Here is a 16,276-nt window from a genome sequence, read left to right on the forward strand (position 1 = left end):
AAAATAGAGTTTCAGGACTCACTTTTGCCAGTTTTTCAAGTTCTATGTCGTCTGGAGTGGTCTTAGTAAGGGGCATGGCTGTGTATAGTCCAAAATTGAAATTTGTCTGATTGATAGGTATCAGGTTTGGCTTTTTGTTCAACGCTGTAGGCTGTCAGCTTAAACTGATCCAGTAGGGGTGCAGATAAAAAGTTAGACTATCTTGGAGATAGTCTATGTACAGCTACGAAGAGCGAATGCGCGCGGTTAAGCTTTATATCAAGCTCGCTAAGCGTGCAGGCCACGATCCGTGAATTGGGGTATCCAATGAAGACCACGCTTGTCGCTGGCCAACCAAAAGCCTGCCGAGCGCTTGAGCGATTTGAGGGTACTGCGCACGAAGCCATTGCCCGAACTGTCGACGAAGAATGTGAAACCCATACCCGCAAAATCTCGCTATGAATGAGTGATCGGTGGGGGGCAGGTCAGGGTCTATAGAGCACTTTCACCAAGAATCAGAGAATGAAAAAATCTTTACCGAAAATGTAAATATTTCAACGCAAGTTGGCCTTGAGATCGGAGTAAAGTGCAACGATTTCGGTCTTCGCTATCGAGGCTTGTCCCGCCGTTCTCGCTTTTGCTTCAGTAAAATCGATCGCCCGGAATTTGGCAAGTAGCTCTTCGATTGATATATTCGCGCGTAGAAAGTTGTGTGAGTTTTTCGAAACCCCTGTGAGGCATGTCTTCACTTTGCCCGCATTCTCGCCGACACGCTGTATTGCAAAATCTGCCTCCTCACGGACGACGAAGTCGAAATCTGGATGCACAGTCGGCAACTTAGTTTTGGGTCGCAAGTCATGCCGTCGCTCCCAAACCTGGAAGACGCAAGAAACAGGGTGGCTCTTACCCTCGAACATAAAACTATCGCGCTCAAGCACGCGCTGATTAAGTAGATGAAATTGAGGGGAAAGGCGGTTTTTTATGCTGTCCTTCTCAAATGTTCGCGGAACAATGAACGCTATTTGTTCAGCAAATGTTGCCGCGTGATTGAAAAACAAGATTGCAAGACTGCAGCTCTTACCGAATGGGGGATTGCCGATTACAATGGCAGGTTCGCTACGCTCCAGCTTCAAGAAGTCTTGTCGCGCAATCCTTCGATCTTCCGGCAGAAGGTCATAGGCCAATGTGCACGAAGGCAAGAAGTCAAGGAACGCGCCTGCACCAGCGCTCGGCTCCAATAGGTCAGTTTTCGTGGTGTTCAGATTTATACCTGTCCAATTTTCGAGGTCACCTACACACTGGCGTGCTACCTCTGGCTTTGTGTAAAATTTGTCGAGATTTCGAGACAGCTCTTTACTGCTGATCGAAAGATCGAACTGTGCGGGTATGAATGATTTTTGATTGTGATAGATCGTCATGGAAAGGACTTGGGTCCATGTCGATCTTGCCGGAAATCTGATATGATGATTTGATGCGATCCGCCGAGAGGACTGCGCAAATGGACTTATTCGAGCTTGTGATATCGGCTGTGATGGTCGCTATTGCACACTACGGCCGACGGTAAAGGTCGCTCTCCCTTTTCGGGATCTTGCTGAGCATCACTTTGCCGGTGCAATGGATCAAAATTTTCATCGAACGGATGTGCTGGGAACATAAACAGGCGCTGTAGGCCGTTCGTGTTCAACGACAGCAAGGGCGGAAAGCAGACATTCGCTGCGGTTGCGAAGTATGGATCCAGCGTTTTAGAAAGCGGACGTTCGGCAGCACGTTGCACTTTCAATCGCAGCGAAGGCTCGGTTTAAGCCCAATCTTGCCAAAGCGCGGGGATGCATCTGAGTAAAATTCGTTACCGCATACGTGCTCACTCGCCATGGACAAATGCGGCTTATCGACCGGGACGCAGACCCCGATTACCACGCTTTCTGGCGGGCAGCGCAGCACGACCGCTCTTGTGCCAAGAGCGCATAATACCCTTAGCAACATATCATTCGATGAATGGCAGCGCTTTGATAAGCGTTTCGTACTCATCAGTAATATCAGCGGTTTCTATCATGCGCTCCGCCTCGATGGCTATCAACGGGATACCATCTACAGGTATCTCGGCGGTGCTTTTTGCCATAATCGTCAGGCGTGCCGTTATCTGACGATAAGGAAGATAGATAGTGCAGCTTGCACTGCTCGGGGTTGATTGGACAATCGGCTTATTACATTTGAAAAAATGGGGTGGCACCTCATATCCATCAATTTTTGGACCTATATCAAATAGATAGAACGGATTAGCTTGCCCAATCCACTCATGAACCAAGACTTTATACTTCAAGCCCGAGATAGTCTCGACAACGGTTTCGGCATAATTCTTTAGGTCTTGACCACGCCGACTTTCCCAGTTTTCGTGGCTATCCAAAAATAATCCCCTCGTCACCTTGGTTGTTGAGAGACCCTTTACCAGAGCCGGATTATACGTGAGATGCATTACTTTTCTGAATGGCGATTCCTCCGCCGTTCCCCACCTGCAAATTCGAAAATAATACGGGCCCACTTGAGTAATAGCACCATCCGGTCCGTAGCTCTGTTCCCTGGTCACGGGAATATCACCTTCGCACCATTTTGCGCCTGGGTCATAGGGAGGTGCTGGCCTGTATGGACTCGCATCTGACTCAGCGGCAGCCAGAACTGAAACCATTGCGAAAGCGAGTAATCTCTTGGTCAGTTCCATATGAAATGCCTCAATATATTAACGGCTTGCAGTTATAAACTACAGATGACCGATCAAATTTCAAACACCAAGATCCGTCACGTTCAAGGGTATGTTTTCACTGGACACTGCCCTTCATGCGCATAGCCTGTTTCCGGAAGTTCCCAACGTCTATTGGGAAGCCTAATTGAGCAGTCGGAGTACACAGTTGAAACTGAACCTAAAGAAGGTACGCGGCGAGCACGGTATCAATGATGACCTCATTCTGAGCTACAATACGCAGCAAGCTGCATTTGCGGCAAGCCAACAGGACATGTTCGCAAATATCGAACAAGCGATTTCAAAAACGGATGAGCGAGGTAAGATGCCTCTCTGGGATGGTTACGATCAGATACCTAACTACGCAACAAGCACGGGCCCAGCATCAAAGCGTAAAATCTCCCAGGTAAGGACAGGTCGTGGAATCTGCCAGTTCTATGCCTGGCTTGCGGCGCAGAAGAAGCCGGAAACGATCCTGGAATTCGGCGCAGCTTTCGGTGCAAGCGGTATGTATTGGCTGGCAGGCCTCGCCGTCTCAGGAAAAGGTCAGCTGGTCAGCTTCGAGCCAAACGAATTGTGGTGTTCTATCGCACGTGAGAACTTTAAGTTAATCAGCGACCAATTCCTGCTCACAGCAGGGACATTCGAAGATAACTTGGCGTTGGTTTCCCCTAAAGCAACGATCACCTTGATAGACGCCATTCATACAAAATCTGTGGTGATGGCTCAATTCGAGTTGGTAAAGCAGGTCAGTCAGTCAGGATCTTTGGTGATCTTTGACGATCTGGGGTTCTCCGACGATATGTGGGCTTGCTGGCAAGAGGTTGCCGGGGCACCTGATATCTCATCGGCGTGGCAAATCGGCGATCGGGTCGGGATTGTAGAACTGACTTAGAATTTCGATCAGCAGAACCTTTGAAACCTACAACGAATTGCAGCTACGTCCGCATATCAGGTCTCAACACCCGTGAATGCTGCATATTTTGTCAATGTCTGCTTTTGGGAAGCTGCACCGCAGCAACCTAATCTACGGCAAATGTCCGCTAAGGGCCGTTCGTGCTGATCTACACCAATAGCGGAAACCGGACTTTCGCTGCGCAGCAAACAAAAATGATCCACCTGAAGAAAGCAGACTCTCGGGGTTGCGACGCGACATTTTTCGGGTGCAGGCGCGGCGAAGGACTGGTTCGAGCCGATGCTCATCAGTGACGATCTGCGCAGCGAACTTGCGCCTTGGGTCTACAAAGCCACCATGCAGCCCGTCAGCACAGTCATGAACTCACTCTGCGAAAGATTGAGCGCAGCCTCCCACCACGCGTAATGCTTCAGAGTGATCGACAGGGGGCACGCGTTTCATGCCAGTCCCCGACGATGCCCCCCCCGTGAGGCTGGGACCGGCGCACCCCGGGGTTCGGAACTTCCACCCGCCTGACGCGTTCCAGCCCTATACAGTTTTTCAGAAACCGGCTCGGCCGGAGGGGGAGTTTCGCATGGCAGAGAACGAAAGCTCATCTTGGGATGTAAAAACAATCGGAATCGCGGCGGCGGCAGTCGTTGGGTGGGGGGCTGCCATATATGCATTCACCGACACTGCAGAACTTCAGAAGCAGACCGACCGCACCATCTCGCGCTTGCAAAGCGATATCAGCACGCAGCAGGAAGCAGCCGGAAGCGTCGAGGAATTGCAGGCGGAGCTCGCATCGCTGGAAACGGAGACCCAGTCCCTGCAAAAGCAGCGCGACGGCATCCAGTCGGACATCGACACCTTGCAGCCGAAGCTTGACGAATTGAACGTACAGCAGACCTCAATCGACGAAACGGTGGCGCAGAAGCAGCAGCAAAACAATGAGCTGGAGCAGCAGATCTCGTCGATGCGTGAAGAAATGACCAGCTTTGAAACCCGCAAGGCAGACATCCAAAGTCAAATTGACTCCCAGACGCAGGAGTTGACCGACATAAATACCCGGGTCGAAGAAGCTCGGGCGCGTGAGGCCGAAGTGCAGGAAAGCCTCGCAACACTTAGTGAGGACAACGCGCGGCTCGCCGAAGAAGTCTCCACCGGCGAAGGCGAACTCCAGTCTCTGACGGCGCAGGAAACGAATTTGAGAGACGAGGTCGCAACGCTGGAAAGCAGCCTGAACGACATGCAGGCCCGGCAAACGGAGCTTGAGCAGAGTTTCGCCAGCATGACCGAGCGGAAGACCGCCCTGGAATCCGATGTCGCTGACGCCCAAGAGCAGCGAAACGAAATCCAGAAAATGTTAACGGACCTTACCAGCAATGTAGAAGAACGCTCCAACAAGCTGTTGGAGATTGAAGAGCGAATCTCAGCCGCAGAAAACGGTCAAAGGTCTTCTGCGAGCGGCAACGACAGCAACGGGTCGGAAGACAGTCATTCGGGGGCCGAACCATCCGCCACGCGCGAGATGCAAGGCGCGCCAGAGAATACCGGCAACGGCGATGCTTCGGTCGCTTCCCAAGCGGAAACTTCAAACTCAAACTCCTCCGGGCAGCCCGCCGAAGAGGATGAAAGAGGCGACATGTCGTCCGACGCCGAAGGTGAGGGCGTAACAGAGATCGACAGCGACATTAACGACAGCGCCGACTTGGTGGATTCGTTACAGGAAACTGGCGGCCTCCCGCCCGAAGACCCGTCAGAAGCGGGTAGTCAGAATGCCGGATCCTCCGGCACATCATCGAAAGATGAGATGCAGAGCCCGACATCGAGCAGCGATCAGAAGACTGACACAGCGACCGATGGCGCATCGGGTGATACGTCCGTGATCGAGGGCAACGCGTCTGACACGTCATCGTCGGCGGAGGCGGAAAACCAGAACACCGAAGGCGAATCTGCTGGTTCTGATACCGAAACCGAAAGTGAGAACGCCGCCGAACCGATTCAGAAGCCACAGAAAGCCGGTAACTAAGCACAGATACTCACGCTTTCGGCGATCCGAGGGCTCGTGAGACGATACTTGCGCTAATTTACCGGCAAGACGCAGCCTCCCAAGCAAAAAAAATGCCGATTGATAGGCGCGGAAAATATTGCGAAAATATCAGATTTAGGCACATAAATAACTGCGGCCCGTTGGGTCGTAGTTATTTATTTCATTCGATTGCTCTCAATGAGACTGCATAATAGCCTCCCACCGCGCTGAATGCGTCAAGCATGCATCAACAGCCGCTTCGACGGGCCGCACCGCAGCATCCGGGGTGGTTGCTGGAAGTCGGCTCTGGGCCGTTCGCTTCGGCCGACACCAAGGGCGGTCTGCCGACATTCGCTGCACCTACACCTGCACCTGCACACTAAATCGGAAATTCCTAAGAAAGCAGACGCTCAGTGCCACTACCCAATCTATTCGGGGTGCATCTGCAGCGAAGTCCGGCAGTGAGCCCATTTGGCCTGTCAGTGGTTAGTGCGCCAAAGACCCATAAACTATTGCCGGCCAGCACATGGTGCTGAGTCATGGATTATCACGATTTCAAATAAATCCAGTAGCAGAACATTGCGACAAGCACCAAAACGACCTGTAACACCATTGCGCGGATTAGGAATTTAGAACGCTTGAGGTCGGCATCGACATCGATCTTTTTCATGGGGAAGCCTTTTATAAAGAGCTGTCGCTTACTCTGCAATGCACAGGCAGCAACAACTGAAGTAGTGGCTAACACCTATCACAAAACACTGAGGCTGGCACTTCCAATTTCGACGAAGGGCAGCAAAGCCCGCTCAGCAAACTTTAGTCCTCCGTCAAACTAACTTCTGCAACGAGCTTATATTTCCAGATGCTTCATTGAGCATGAACGTCTGCCTCATACTATTATGTTTTGAGGCGAATACGCTTTCCTTTCAGCACTAAGACACCGTGGCGACAATTCTCGACCACATGCCGCGCGACAACAGTAAGTTGTAGAGCCTATACAAGGGCATCTCGATCTCGGCCCGGAATGCACCCGACCAATGAGGATAAAAACATGACCCGTAACCCAGAAATTGATAAAGCCAATGTGATCGCTTTCTACGAGATGATGTTCAACGACTGTGAACCGTCAAAGGCCATCGCGACTTTTGCTGGGGACGATTACATCCAGCACAATCCACATGTCGGTGACGGCAAGGGCGCCTTTATTGCATATTTCGAGCGAATGGCTGCGGAAAACCCCGAGAAGCGTGTCGAGATCAAACGCGCCATTGCCGAGGGGAATTTCGTGGTTCTGCACTGTCATCAGATTTGGCCGGCGGGGCTGGAATATGCCGGTATCGACATCTTTCGTCTCAATGTGAACGGAAAAATTGTAGAACACTGGGACGTGCTTCAGGAGCTGCCCGACAATAGTGAGAATGACAACAGCATGTTCTAATTTGCGTCTGGAGAGCGGTTGTTCGAAAGCAGATGCTCGACGTTTGGTTTGTCCACTCTGCAGTCATCTATTCTAAAAAATGCTGCACGATGTGCTAATGGCCGCTCCGACGGGCTGCATTGCAGCATGAGGTCGGCGATTGAATGGCAGGTCTGGGCCGTTCTCGTCGATCGACATACGGGGCGGAAACCGGACTTTCGCTGCGTGCCCGAAAGAACCCCGGCCCGACTGCGGAAACGGACATTCAGTCAAGCGCTGGAGCGATCGGCACTGAGAATGATGAGCGGTACTTGCGAGTAGGTCAAAACCACAACAGCTTGGAATATGTTGCAGTCACTGCTACACTTTAAGCTACCGAGTACGAGTTCTCCTATAGCTTGATAGCGCTCGCGGAAGATCCATTTTCAGTTGGATCTGGTAAACTTAATTCAAAGCAAGTGCCTACGCCAACTGCGCTGCTCACGGTGAGGCTGCCATTTTGCAAAATTGCTAAACTTCGGGCAATGGCTAAGCCCATTCCGGTACCACCAGCCCGTCGTGTCGCGGTGGAGTCGACCTGATAAAAGATATCAAAAATGCTATCTAAATCGTCCTCAGGTATTCCTGGTCCGCTATCTTTGACTGAAAAGGTCACAATCCCTTGCGCAGCTTTAATATCCAGTCGAACAAATCCGACATCGGTAAATTTTATCGCGTTACCTATCAAATTAAAGAGAATTTGACGCGATCTGACAATGTCAGCAAACACCAAGTCGGCATTTTGCACTACCTCAAAATCCAGTCCTTTCTCATGAGAAAGTGTTCTAAGCTGATCTATGACGGGTTCTACAATGTCTGACACTGCACACAGCGTCGGTTCGACAACCAGGGTGCCCGATTCCACCTTCGCAACATCAAGCATCTCATTTACCAAAAACAGCAGATGCTCTCCAGATTTGATCAAGCGATCCATCATGCTTGAAAGCTGGTCAAAAACATCATTCACCAACGCCAATGCCTCTGACGGTGATACGCTTCCACCTTCGTGCGCTTCAAAAAACTTCCTGGAGGCGGGCATCAAACGCGCAATCTGAGATATCTTAGCAACCCCAAGTATAACGGTTAGAGGCGTTCGAAGCTCGTGGCTTAAAACCCCCATGAAGTCAGTTTTGGCGTTATTTGCAGTCTCTGCTGTTTTTTTGGCTTGGCTTAATTCCGTAACATCTACGCGGAGGCCAACGTAGCTGCCATTTTCTAAGCGATGGTCCGAAACTTTAACGACTCTGCCATCCGACAAATACTGCTCGCTATCAGCCGGTAGCGCTGAACGGTAAGATGCCAATCGATGCTTCATCCACACGGTTTCGCCAGTTCGATCTTGAGATTTACTTTGTTTTTTCACCCCGGCGTTTAGAAATTGCCTCAGATGCGTCCCCGGCTTCATCAACGACTGTGGGAAACCATATATCTCTCTGTATTTCTCATTACTCATTATCAGTCGGTCGTGTTCATCAAACATCACGAAGCCATCACTTAACGCCCCGATGCCCCTATTTAGTATAGCCTCCGCTTGCTTTCGTTTTTCCGATAGCCAGAGCACGTAGAAAAGAGTTGATATCAGTATCAGGCCGGCAACCGTTATCGCGGTTCGATGCATCCATCTATCTGGGTAAGTTTTCGGCCAACCGCCCTTTGTTATAGCATGAAGCACCCAGTCTTCGAATTCAAAGTCGAACTGTAACTGTACAGTATTTTCTTCGAGCACTGCCTGATTTCCATAAACGAATGTACCTTCATCATCGGGCGATTGACCCGAAATATCGATGTAAAGTTCGTATCTGTCTTCAGCTTCTGTGATACCAGACTTCGCCAGAAACTGATCATAGTCGAGCACCAATGAAGCAACTCCCCAGAACAGTCGGTCAGCTTCGCCGGCTACAACATCATATTTAGCGCCAATCTCGGGTAGATAGACCGGTGCCCTCAAAATTAGTCCGGAGCCACCCTGTGCCAAGGCTACGGGACCGGTGATCATCTCCTCTCCGGACTCGAACATTCTTTTTACCGTGGGGAATTGCTCTTTGTTAGTTCTATAGTCTAAACCCAGCGCGCCTCGATTGCCTTCCAGTGGATGGACTAAGGTGATGATCATATCAGGGGCCGCGGCAATACTTCTTACGCTACCATCCACACCACGAATGTTTGAAACACGCTCCGAAAATTGCTTTTGTGAGATATCTGGATTTTCTCCTATGAAGGTCGAAAGCTCACGCAGAACAAGTGACTGGGAATGGAGTATGCCCTCAAAGCCTTCTCGCACTTCCAAAAGTTCACTATAGGTAGTGGCTCGAACATCTTGAAGATGTGTAGCGTATAGCAACCGATCAATGCGATATGCTGCAGCCGCGATGATCATGAGTGCGACGCAGATGCCTACCAACGCCCATGGCCCACCAATCCGCGTTTGCCTAAGTATTCTTAAGTGCATAACAACATTCAGCCTGCTTGTTTGTGGTTACGCTATCTTGACCATACGTTAAGCGTAGCATTCTAAATAACACAACATTCGCGACGCGCAGTTGCCGTTACGGCACTTTGCATAGGACGCGATATCGTTCTCTGACTCTCACCAATCGAGAATTCTGCATGATGCGTGAATGGCCGGTCTCGGGAAGCCGCAGTGGGCGGTTTGCGGACTTTCGCTGCGTTTGAAATAGATGTCGGCTATGCGGCAAAGCTGCCGTTATTCTCCCCGCGAGTTTAATAAGCGTTTCGGCCTTGAAGCAGATTGAGCCGCGGGATTTGGCTGTGGGTCCGTCAACTGTCCGATGATAGCAGTGAAAGACCTAATCGCTTGGCCGCATCAAGAGCGGCCTCGCTATGCAGGGGCCATGTTTGCGTCAGTCCTTCGATGATCAACAACAGTGTGATATCGGCATCCTTCAGATTGGTCGCTGCTGCGGCCTTTGCAGCGACCTCTGCCTTGTGACGCTCGAGTAGAGCGCGAAGAGGCTGACTTCCCGGTTCGGCCGCCACCGCAGCATGAAAGAGGCAGCCATGCGAGCTCTCGGTCGCCATCCAGTTCCCGACGCGGGTCAGAACCTTGTCGAGCGCCTTTCTTGGGTCCTCTGGCAGGTCATCAAAAACGCGGGCGAGATAGCGCTGGTGCCGGTTCTCCAACGCAGCAAGCACCATTTCCGCCCGGGACGGCGTGTACTTGTAAAGCGTGCGGAGGCTCACGCCCGCAGCATCCCGCAGATCCTCGACGCTGGGCTCGGCAAAGCCCCGATTGGCAAAGGCACGCTCAAGCCCTGCGGATATCTTGTTCATCATATCGCTCATACTTGACGATGTAGAACGATCTCTCTACCTACGCAAGTAGAGTAATCATTCTACACTGGAGTATGCCACAATGACACTTCCTGAAACGATGAAAGCTGTAATCCTCACGGGCCATGGCGGGTTGGATAAGCTTGAATGGCGTGACGACGTTTTGGTTCCGCGGCCGGAAGCTGGCGAGGTATTGATCCGTGTGGGCGCGTCGGCGGTGAACAACACGGACATCAACACCCGAACCGGCTGGTATTCGAAAGCGGTGCGGGGCGACACTGGTTCGGCCGCGACAGAGGGCTATGCAGGTGCCTCTGATGCCGACGGCGCATGGTCCGGTGCGCTCAGCTTTCCGCGCATCCAAGGTGCGGACTGCTGCGGTGAGATCGTTGCGGTTGGTGACGGTGTGGACGCTGCGCGGATCGGTCAGCGCGTGCTGGTGCGGCCTATGCATCGTCCAAACGGTGCCGGACCAGATGCGCTTGTGACCTTCGGCTCGGAGCGCAATGGCGGCTTCGCCGAATACACCACCGTGGGCGACGAACACGCATTGCGGATCGAGAGCCCCCTTTCGGATATCGAACTCGCGTCCTTCCCTTGTGCATTCTCCACCGCCGAAGGCATGATCCAACGCGCCGGACTGGGCGTCGAACGTGTGCTGATCACAGGCGCATCAGGCGGCGTCGGCTCGGCGGCGGTGCAGCTGGCCAAGCGGCGCGGCGCGCATGTCACGGCTTCTACCAGCCCGGCCAAGATGGACGCGCTGAAGGGGCTTGGTGCTGATGTGGTGATGGCCCGCGACGAAGCTTATCCAGATGAAGCTTTCGACGTCGCGCTCGACCTTGTAGGTGGGCCGCGCTGGCCCGAACTGCTCAATACCTTGGTCCCTCGGGGCCGCTACGTGACGTCAGGTGCTATCGCAGGGCCAATTGTTGAGCTTGATCTGCGGACTCTCTACCTCAAAGACCTCACACTGATTGGTAGCACTCGGCAGGAGCCAGGCGTTTTCGCTGACTTGATCAGCTACATTGAAGCGGACGAGATCAAGCCCGTGGTCGCCGAAACCTATCCACTGACCGACTTGCACGCGGCGCAGAAGGCATTTCTGGAAAAGTCACACATGGGTAAGATTGGGGTGGCGATCGCAGGCTGACAGCCACGAGGATGCGATCGGAGCCTTCGACAAGAAGCATGCTTGGGCAAAAACCTCGAACCGGACCTTCGCAGCCTACTATGTAGGGGTCCGGTTTGGGCCGTTCGCTTCGGCCGACACCAAGGGCGGGAAGCAGACATTCGCCGCGGTTGCGACATATGTCCATCGATGACGAAATCGACATTTTCATTCGCTATGCTTTGATAATCTCAACTTTGGGCAGGCGCACGACGGCTGCGAAACCGCGTGGATTGTCCGGACGGGGGCCATAGATCTCGAATTGGCAGCCAGACTGATTGCACAGATCCTGAACGATCGACAGTCCAAGACCGTATCCGTCTGAAACTGTGTCGCGTCGGATAAATCGCTGTTTCATAGCTTCAAAATCGGTAGTGGATAGCGGGGCGCAGTCGTTTGATACCAACACATCTCCCGGCCGACTGGCATCCACGATCGTGGCTGCAGTGCCACAGGCGTGTTTCAGGGCGTTGTCGAATATGTTGGTCAGGATGATACCCAATGCGTCCGGATCGACGCGGCTTAAACAGCGGCCTGTGGGGAATTTCAGCACCAGCTTGTCAGTATCCGGGCATTGATTGCGCAATTCGTTCATCAGGAGCGTGATCACTGGATTTAGGTCTGTCACAGACGCATTCAGGCCCAACCCGGACTGCGCCCGTGACAATTGCAGCAGGCGTTCAATCAAGCGTTCCAGACGTTTCAGACCCGTCTCGATTTCGACAAGGTTGCCGGTTTGGACCGGGTCATTGATCTTTGCCCGAAGCCTTTGCGCCTGGGCCAGGCAAATCGCGACGGGTGTGCGCAATTCGTGGGCGGCATTGGTGGCAAAGGCACGTTCCGCATGCAACGCGCGGTCGAGCCGCGACATCAGCCCGTCGAGCGTGTCAATCGCCGGCGTGATCTCGGCGAATGTATTGTCACGATCAATAGGGGACAGGTTGTGTTCGTTCTTTTCGGCGATGTTTCGGCTGAGCTCTGCAATCATCGCAACTGAACGGCGAACCGCCCAGAATGACGCAAGGGCAAAGAGCAGTCCCAGCAGTGCTAAACCGACAACGACCCCGATGATCACATCGGTTATCGCTTCGCTGCGTTCGATCATCGGTTCGGCCACCACCACGCTTCCCATCCCAGGCTGATCCGACGGCAGAACAATGACACGATGCCCGCGCGTGGTGCTCAGACCTGGAAGCAGTGGTACAGGCAGCGCGAAAGTTCCTACTGTCATGGATCGCGCCATGACCTCACCGTTCACACCGACATACCACAGCAAAGCCCGCTCATTCGGCTTGCGCAGATCGCTTTCGTAGTCCAGCAGATTGCCCGCACCGGTGCCGATGCTTCCCGTGGTCCTTTGGGAGGTTTCGATGATGTCGCGCAGCAGATGGGCCTTGCCAGTGAGGCTGGCATCGAGCAGTTCGTCATATTCGTCCATGAATACATGGAGGACGATGAAAACGCTCACCACCATGACGATCAGTCCGGGCAAAAGCAACGAACCCAGAAGCGACTGAAACAGGCTTTTGCGGCGGTTAATCATTTTGTCAGTGCGTACCCCATACCCCGGTGCGTTACGATCAGGTCTTTGCCCAATTTTGTGCGGAGGCGGCTGATATGTGCTTCGAGAGCGTTGCTTTCTATCTCTTCACCGTAGGCATAGATAGAGGCCTCGAGGCTCTCCTTTGGCACGATCTGTGACTTTCGGCGCAGCAGCGTTTCAAACACACCCCATTCCTTTGCGGTCAGCCGGACCGGTTGCCCAGCACGGATGACACTGTGATCCGACAGGTTGATCACCAGATCGCGCAGCTGGACAGTTTGCGCAATCTGGTTTGCGCTCCGCCGACATACGGTGTGAACGCGCGCTTTTACCTCATCGAGATCGAAGGGTTTTATCACATAGTCATCGGCACCACGGTTCAATCCGTCAATCCGGTCCGAGACCTTGTCGCGCGCAGTCAGAATGATGATCGGCGTCCGCAGCATCCGCGCCCGCAATGAACTGAGAAAGATGAGCCCGTCTCCATCAGGCAGTTTCAGGTCCAAAAGAACCACATCATAATCCAAGGTGCGCAGCGCGGCATCGGCCTCGTCCAGCGTGTCAAACCATTCGACAATGTTCTGATCAGCCTCCAGATGCTCTATGAGCGGCCGCGCAAGTGCAGCTTCGTCTTCAATCAGGAGGATGCGCATTTTGGTCCAGTCCGATCCGATGAGAAGCTTGCCACAGTTCGCCCAACGCTTGATTTCGACTGCCGTTTGCGCATGAGAAACGTCTCCTTTCTCGACCTATCCATCGGATGCCTTTCAGCCTATGCCGTAAGAACGCAAAACCACAGCACACAGAAAAACGCCATTCGCAAACAGCAGGCACATTGTTGCAAGTGATCCCAGATCCTTTGCGTCGCGCGCGAACACCTCCCACTGCGGTGTCAGGTGGTCGACGATACATTCGATCGCCGTGTTCAGCGCTTCCACTGCGATGAGGCCGGAGAACAGGATCAAAAGGATCAGGTAGTCGAAGAGTTCCGCATCCATGACGTACAACAGCACACCACAGAGCGGCAAAGCCACGACGATATGCCGGAACGCAGTTTCTAACCATAGCCTGCGGATGCCCCCGATCGAATATCCTGCTGCGGCAAAGACATGGGCAACCCCGGTGACCCGCGCAGGTTTCTGAGGCCGGATTGCCTTATCAAACTTCATATCTTGGCCAACTCTACTCTGGTTTTGCAGGAAGAAAAGATATCCAGATCGGCATTTCGCTCTGCTGTGTCGATATTAAGCAAACCAAGTAACGAGTGGAACAGGTTGTCATGCGAAAGCGGGTTGTTCTCCTGTTCGGCGACGCAGCTTTCGTCAATGCCAAAGCGGGACTTGAAGGCATCAGACAGCCACAGGATCATCGGCACATGGGTCTGCGTTTCCGGAGCCATGAAATAGGGTGCGCCGTGCAGATAGAGCCCATGCTCACCCAGAGATTCACCGTGATCCGACATATAGATCAGCGATGTGGCCAGGCGGTCATCTGCGGACAGCATGCCAATGATCCGGGCGAGGATATGATCGGTATAGGCAATGGTATTATCGTAGGCGTTGGTAATCTCCTGTGGCGTGCATTTTTTGAACTCTGAGGAGCGGCAGGCCGGTTTGAAACGTTCGAAGTCTTCTGGGTAACGCTGGTAGTAGGTCGGTCCGTGGCTTCCCATCTGGTGGAGGACCAGAACGGTATCTTCGGTGATCGACGCGATGTAGTCTTTGAGGGGCTCAATGAATATTCCGTCCATACATTCACCCGTCGAACAGAATTCCGAATTGTTCAGGTCGGTAAATTTGCGCGTCTTGAACCGCGCGGCAATCCCTTTGTCACCGGTGTTGTTGTCCCACCATTCAACATGCAGCCCTGCGTGCCCCAGCACATCCAGCACGTTCTCGGTCGAAATGCCGTTCTCATACGAATAGGTGTCGCGGCTGAATTTCGAGAACATGCAGGGCAGCGATACGGCTGTCGCGGTTCCGCAAGACTGCGCGCTGCTGAAATTGATGATCGGCAACTGTGCCAACTCGGGGTTTGTGTCAACATCATAGCCGTTCAGGCTGAAATTTTGGGCGCGCGCTGTTTCACCGGCAACAACAATCGTCAGCATGGGCTTTTGCGGCTCGTCATACGCAGCGCCGGTCCGTGCGTCCGTTCCGGTTCTGACGAGGTCCAGCTTGGCTGAACGCGACATCATTTTAGCATATCGGATCGCGGCCACGAGCGGCGCGCCTGGCTGATAGCTGCTCATGAAATCTTTCCGTTCGCGCAGGATGGAAGAATAGGATTTCAGGTCGGCCATCAACAAGCCCGCCGCCAACGCAAAACTTAAAACGCATGTCAGCATCGGTGTCACGGCCGCACTAACGCGCCGCTGCGGTCGAATGCGGACACAGAGCACCAAGAGTGAGGGTAAAATGCCGAAAATAACAAGGTGGGTGATGTAGCCAGCCGTTATCAGATGTCTGGATTCACTCACGGTCGTGACAAAGATATTCTGTATCATGTCACGGTCTATGATGATCCCCAGCGTATCAACGAAATACGACGTCATAGCAGTCAAGATCAGCATCGAGATCAGAAACGGTTTAACTGTCCACGGAAAGGCAAACAGGCTGAATGCCGCCAGCGTCAGAAGAAACAATGCTGCCATATATCCTAACAGGGAAATCAGATGGCCCGAGAAGACATCCGCAGCGATCACCCAGAACGTGCCATTGTCGACACAAAACATGAATGCGATGGTCAGAACGGACAGCAAGAGTGGCGAAATAGTTGACCGCTCACGCAGTTCTGCCGTTCGGCATCTAAGGGAGTGAAAAGTTGGCATTGTAGAGCTCTCGCAAGGTCAATTGCGTGCTCATGATCATTGGAAGCTTACGAGAAGCTTACGAATGAAAACCATTCGAGTTCGAGCGCCGCCTTTTCTGTGAAGTAGCAGGTTCGGCCAGAACAAATTTGCGGTGGGGTCAAGGCTCACATGGTACCATTGACCTGCCGCAGCGCAGCATTACAGCAGGTAATGGCAGCATTACAGCAGGTAATGAATGTCCGCTTCGGGCCGTTCGTGCTGATCTACACCATAGGCGGTGAGCCGATTTTCGCTGCGCGTGCCTTAGGCGGGCAGAGCGACATCAAAAGTCGACGTTGTCTTAACGAAATTTACTATTGCGCGAGT

The 16,276-nt window shown here is 52.8% G+C and carries 13 protein-coding genes; 4 read left to right on the forward strand and 9 right to left on the reverse strand.

Features of this window, described 5'->3' with window-relative positions:
* Nucleotides 1-533: 533 nt before the first annotated feature.
* Both ACVBAU_RS09000 and ACVBAU_RS09005 read right to left on the reverse strand, forming a co-directional pair.
* Entirely contained in the window at nucleotides 534-1,397 is an 864-nt protein-coding gene (locus ACVBAU_RS09000; RefSeq protein WP_448325806.1) for a hypothetical protein, read from the reverse strand.
* A gap of 566 nt (nucleotides 1,398-1,963) precedes the next feature.
* Entirely contained in the window at nucleotides 1,964-2,695 is a 732-nt protein-coding gene (locus ACVBAU_RS09005) for a hypothetical protein (protein ID WP_448325808.1), read from the reverse strand.
* Between the two features lie 187 nt (nucleotides 2,696-2,882).
* On the opposite strand from ACVBAU_RS09005, the gene ACVBAU_RS09010 reads away from it, so the two are divergent.
* Together ACVBAU_RS09010 and ACVBAU_RS09015 are read left to right on the forward strand one after the other, a co-directional pair.
* A complete protein-coding gene (locus ACVBAU_RS09010) occupies nucleotides 2,883-3,608 on the forward strand; it encodes an O-methyltransferase (RefSeq protein WP_394442164.1) in 726 nt (241 codons plus the stop codon).
* Nucleotides 3,609-4,203: 595 nt separating this feature from the next.
* The gene (locus ACVBAU_RS09015) at nucleotides 4,204-5,640 is read left to right on the forward strand and encodes a hypothetical protein (protein WP_448325811.1); all 1,437 of its coding nucleotides are present in this window, start codon (nucleotides 4,204-4,206) and stop codon (nucleotides 5,638-5,640) included.
* A gap of 547 nt (nucleotides 5,641-6,187) precedes the next feature.
* Here ACVBAU_RS09015 and ACVBAU_RS09020 read toward each other — a convergent pair.
* On the reverse strand, nucleotides 6,188-6,310 hold the full coding sequence (locus ACVBAU_RS09020; protein ID WP_448325813.1) for a hypothetical protein: 123 nt from the start codon (nucleotides 6,308-6,310) through the stop codon (nucleotides 6,188-6,190).
* 378 nt (nucleotides 6,311-6,688) lie between these two features.
* Here ACVBAU_RS09020 and ACVBAU_RS09025 point away from each other — a divergent pair, with 378 nt between their 5' ends.
* Nucleotides 6,689-7,075 carry a nuclear transport factor 2 family protein gene (locus ACVBAU_RS09025; protein WP_448325815.1) on the forward strand — a complete coding sequence of 129 codons (387 nt, stop codon included), beginning with the start codon at nucleotides 6,689-6,691 and terminating at the stop codon, nucleotides 7,073-7,075.
* A gap of 370 nt (nucleotides 7,076-7,445) precedes the next feature.
* On the opposite strand, the gene ACVBAU_RS09030 is transcribed toward ACVBAU_RS09025, so the two are convergent.
* Together ACVBAU_RS09030 and ACVBAU_RS09035 are read right to left on the reverse strand one after the other, a co-directional pair.
* Entirely contained in the window at nucleotides 7,446-9,470 is a 2,025-nt protein-coding gene (locus ACVBAU_RS09030; RefSeq protein WP_448325817.1) for an ATP-binding protein, read from the reverse strand.
* Between the two features lie 401 nt (nucleotides 9,471-9,871).
* Nucleotides 9,872-10,387 carry a TetR/AcrR family transcriptional regulator gene (locus ACVBAU_RS09035; RefSeq protein WP_448325819.1) on the reverse strand — a complete coding sequence of 172 codons (516 nt, stop codon included), beginning with the start codon at nucleotides 10,385-10,387 and terminating at the stop codon, nucleotides 9,872-9,874.
* 79 nt (nucleotides 10,388-10,466) lie between these two features.
* On the opposite strand from ACVBAU_RS09035, the gene ACVBAU_RS09040 reads away from it, so the two are divergent.
* Nucleotides 10,467-11,537, forward strand: a complete 1,071-nt coding sequence (locus tag ACVBAU_RS09040; RefSeq protein WP_448325821.1) for an alcohol dehydrogenase family protein — start codon at nucleotides 10,467-10,469, stop codon at nucleotides 11,535-11,537.
* A gap of 193 nt (nucleotides 11,538-11,730) precedes the next feature.
* Here ACVBAU_RS09040 and ACVBAU_RS09045 read toward each other — a convergent pair whose 3' ends face one another.
* The 4 genes from ACVBAU_RS09045 to ACVBAU_RS09060 all read right to left on the reverse strand — a co-directional run bounded on the left by ACVBAU_RS09045 (nucleotide 11,731) and on the right by ACVBAU_RS09060 (nucleotide 15,928).
* The gene (locus ACVBAU_RS09045) at nucleotides 11,731-13,098 is read right to left on the reverse strand and encodes a sensor histidine kinase (protein WP_448325824.1); all 1,368 of its coding nucleotides are present in this window, start codon (nucleotides 13,096-13,098) and stop codon (nucleotides 11,731-11,733) included.
* A complete protein-coding gene (locus ACVBAU_RS09050; RefSeq protein WP_237272618.1) occupies nucleotides 13,095-13,751 on the reverse strand; it encodes a response regulator in 657 nt (218 codons plus the stop codon). The genes ACVBAU_RS09045 and ACVBAU_RS09050 overlap by 4 nt, the downstream gene beginning before the upstream one ends.
* 114 nt (nucleotides 13,752-13,865) lie before the next feature.
* The gene (locus tag ACVBAU_RS09055; protein ID WP_237271140.1) at nucleotides 13,866-14,267 is read right to left on the reverse strand and encodes a diacylglycerol kinase; all 402 of its coding nucleotides are present in this window, start codon (nucleotides 14,265-14,267) and stop codon (nucleotides 13,866-13,868) included.
* Nucleotides 14,264-15,928: a phosphoethanolamine transferase gene (locus tag ACVBAU_RS09060; protein WP_448325827.1), complete on the reverse strand. Its 1,665-nt coding sequence runs from the start codon at nucleotides 15,926-15,928 to the stop codon at nucleotides 14,264-14,266. Before ACVBAU_RS09060 ends, ACVBAU_RS09055 begins: the two co-directional genes overlap by 4 nt.
* Nucleotides 15,929-16,276 lie beyond the last annotated feature (348 nt).

The organism is Sulfitobacter sp. M13, assembly GCF_053474885.1.

Coding starts and splice junctions, on each gene's coding strand:
- ACVBAU_RS09000 (WP_448325806.1), bottom strand. CDS start 1,397: ATGACGATCTATCACAATCAAAAATCATTCATACCCGCACAGTTCGAT.
- ACVBAU_RS09005 (WP_448325808.1), bottom strand. CDS start 2,695: ATGGAACTGACCAAGAGATTACTCGCTTTCGCAATGGTTTCAGTTCTG.
- ACVBAU_RS09015 (WP_448325811.1), top strand. CDS start 4,204: ATGGCAGAGAACGAAAGCTCATCTTGGGATGTAAAAACAATCGGAATC.
- ACVBAU_RS09020 (WP_448325813.1), bottom strand. CDS start 6,310: ATGAAAAAGATCGATGTCGATGCCGACCTCAAGCGTTCTAAATTCCTA.
- ACVBAU_RS09025 (WP_448325815.1), top strand. CDS start 6,689: ATGACCCGTAACCCAGAAATTGATAAAGCCAATGTGATCGCTTTCTAC.
- ACVBAU_RS09030 (WP_448325817.1), bottom strand. CDS start 9,470: ATGATCATCGCGGCTGCAGCATATCGCATTGATCGGTTGCTATACGCT.
- ACVBAU_RS09035 (WP_448325819.1), bottom strand. CDS start 10,387: ATGATGAACAAGATATCCGCAGGGCTTGAGCGTGCCTTTGCCAATCGG.
- ACVBAU_RS09040 (WP_448325821.1), top strand. CDS start 10,467: ATGACACTTCCTGAAACGATGAAAGCTGTAATCCTCACGGGCCATGGC.
- ACVBAU_RS09045 (WP_448325824.1), bottom strand. CDS start 13,098: ATGATTAACCGCCGCAAAAGCCTGTTTCAGTCGCTTCTGGGTTCGTTG.
- ACVBAU_RS09050 (WP_237272618.1), bottom strand. CDS start 13,751: ATGCGCATCCTCCTGATTGAAGACGAAGCTGCACTTGCGCGGCCGCTC.
- ACVBAU_RS09055 (WP_237271140.1), bottom strand. CDS start 14,267: ATGAAGTTTGATAAGGCAATCCGGCCTCAGAAACCTGCGCGGGTCACC.
- ACVBAU_RS09060 (WP_448325827.1), bottom strand. CDS start 15,928: ATGCCAACTTTTCACTCCCTTAGATGCCGAACGGCAGAACTGCGTGAG.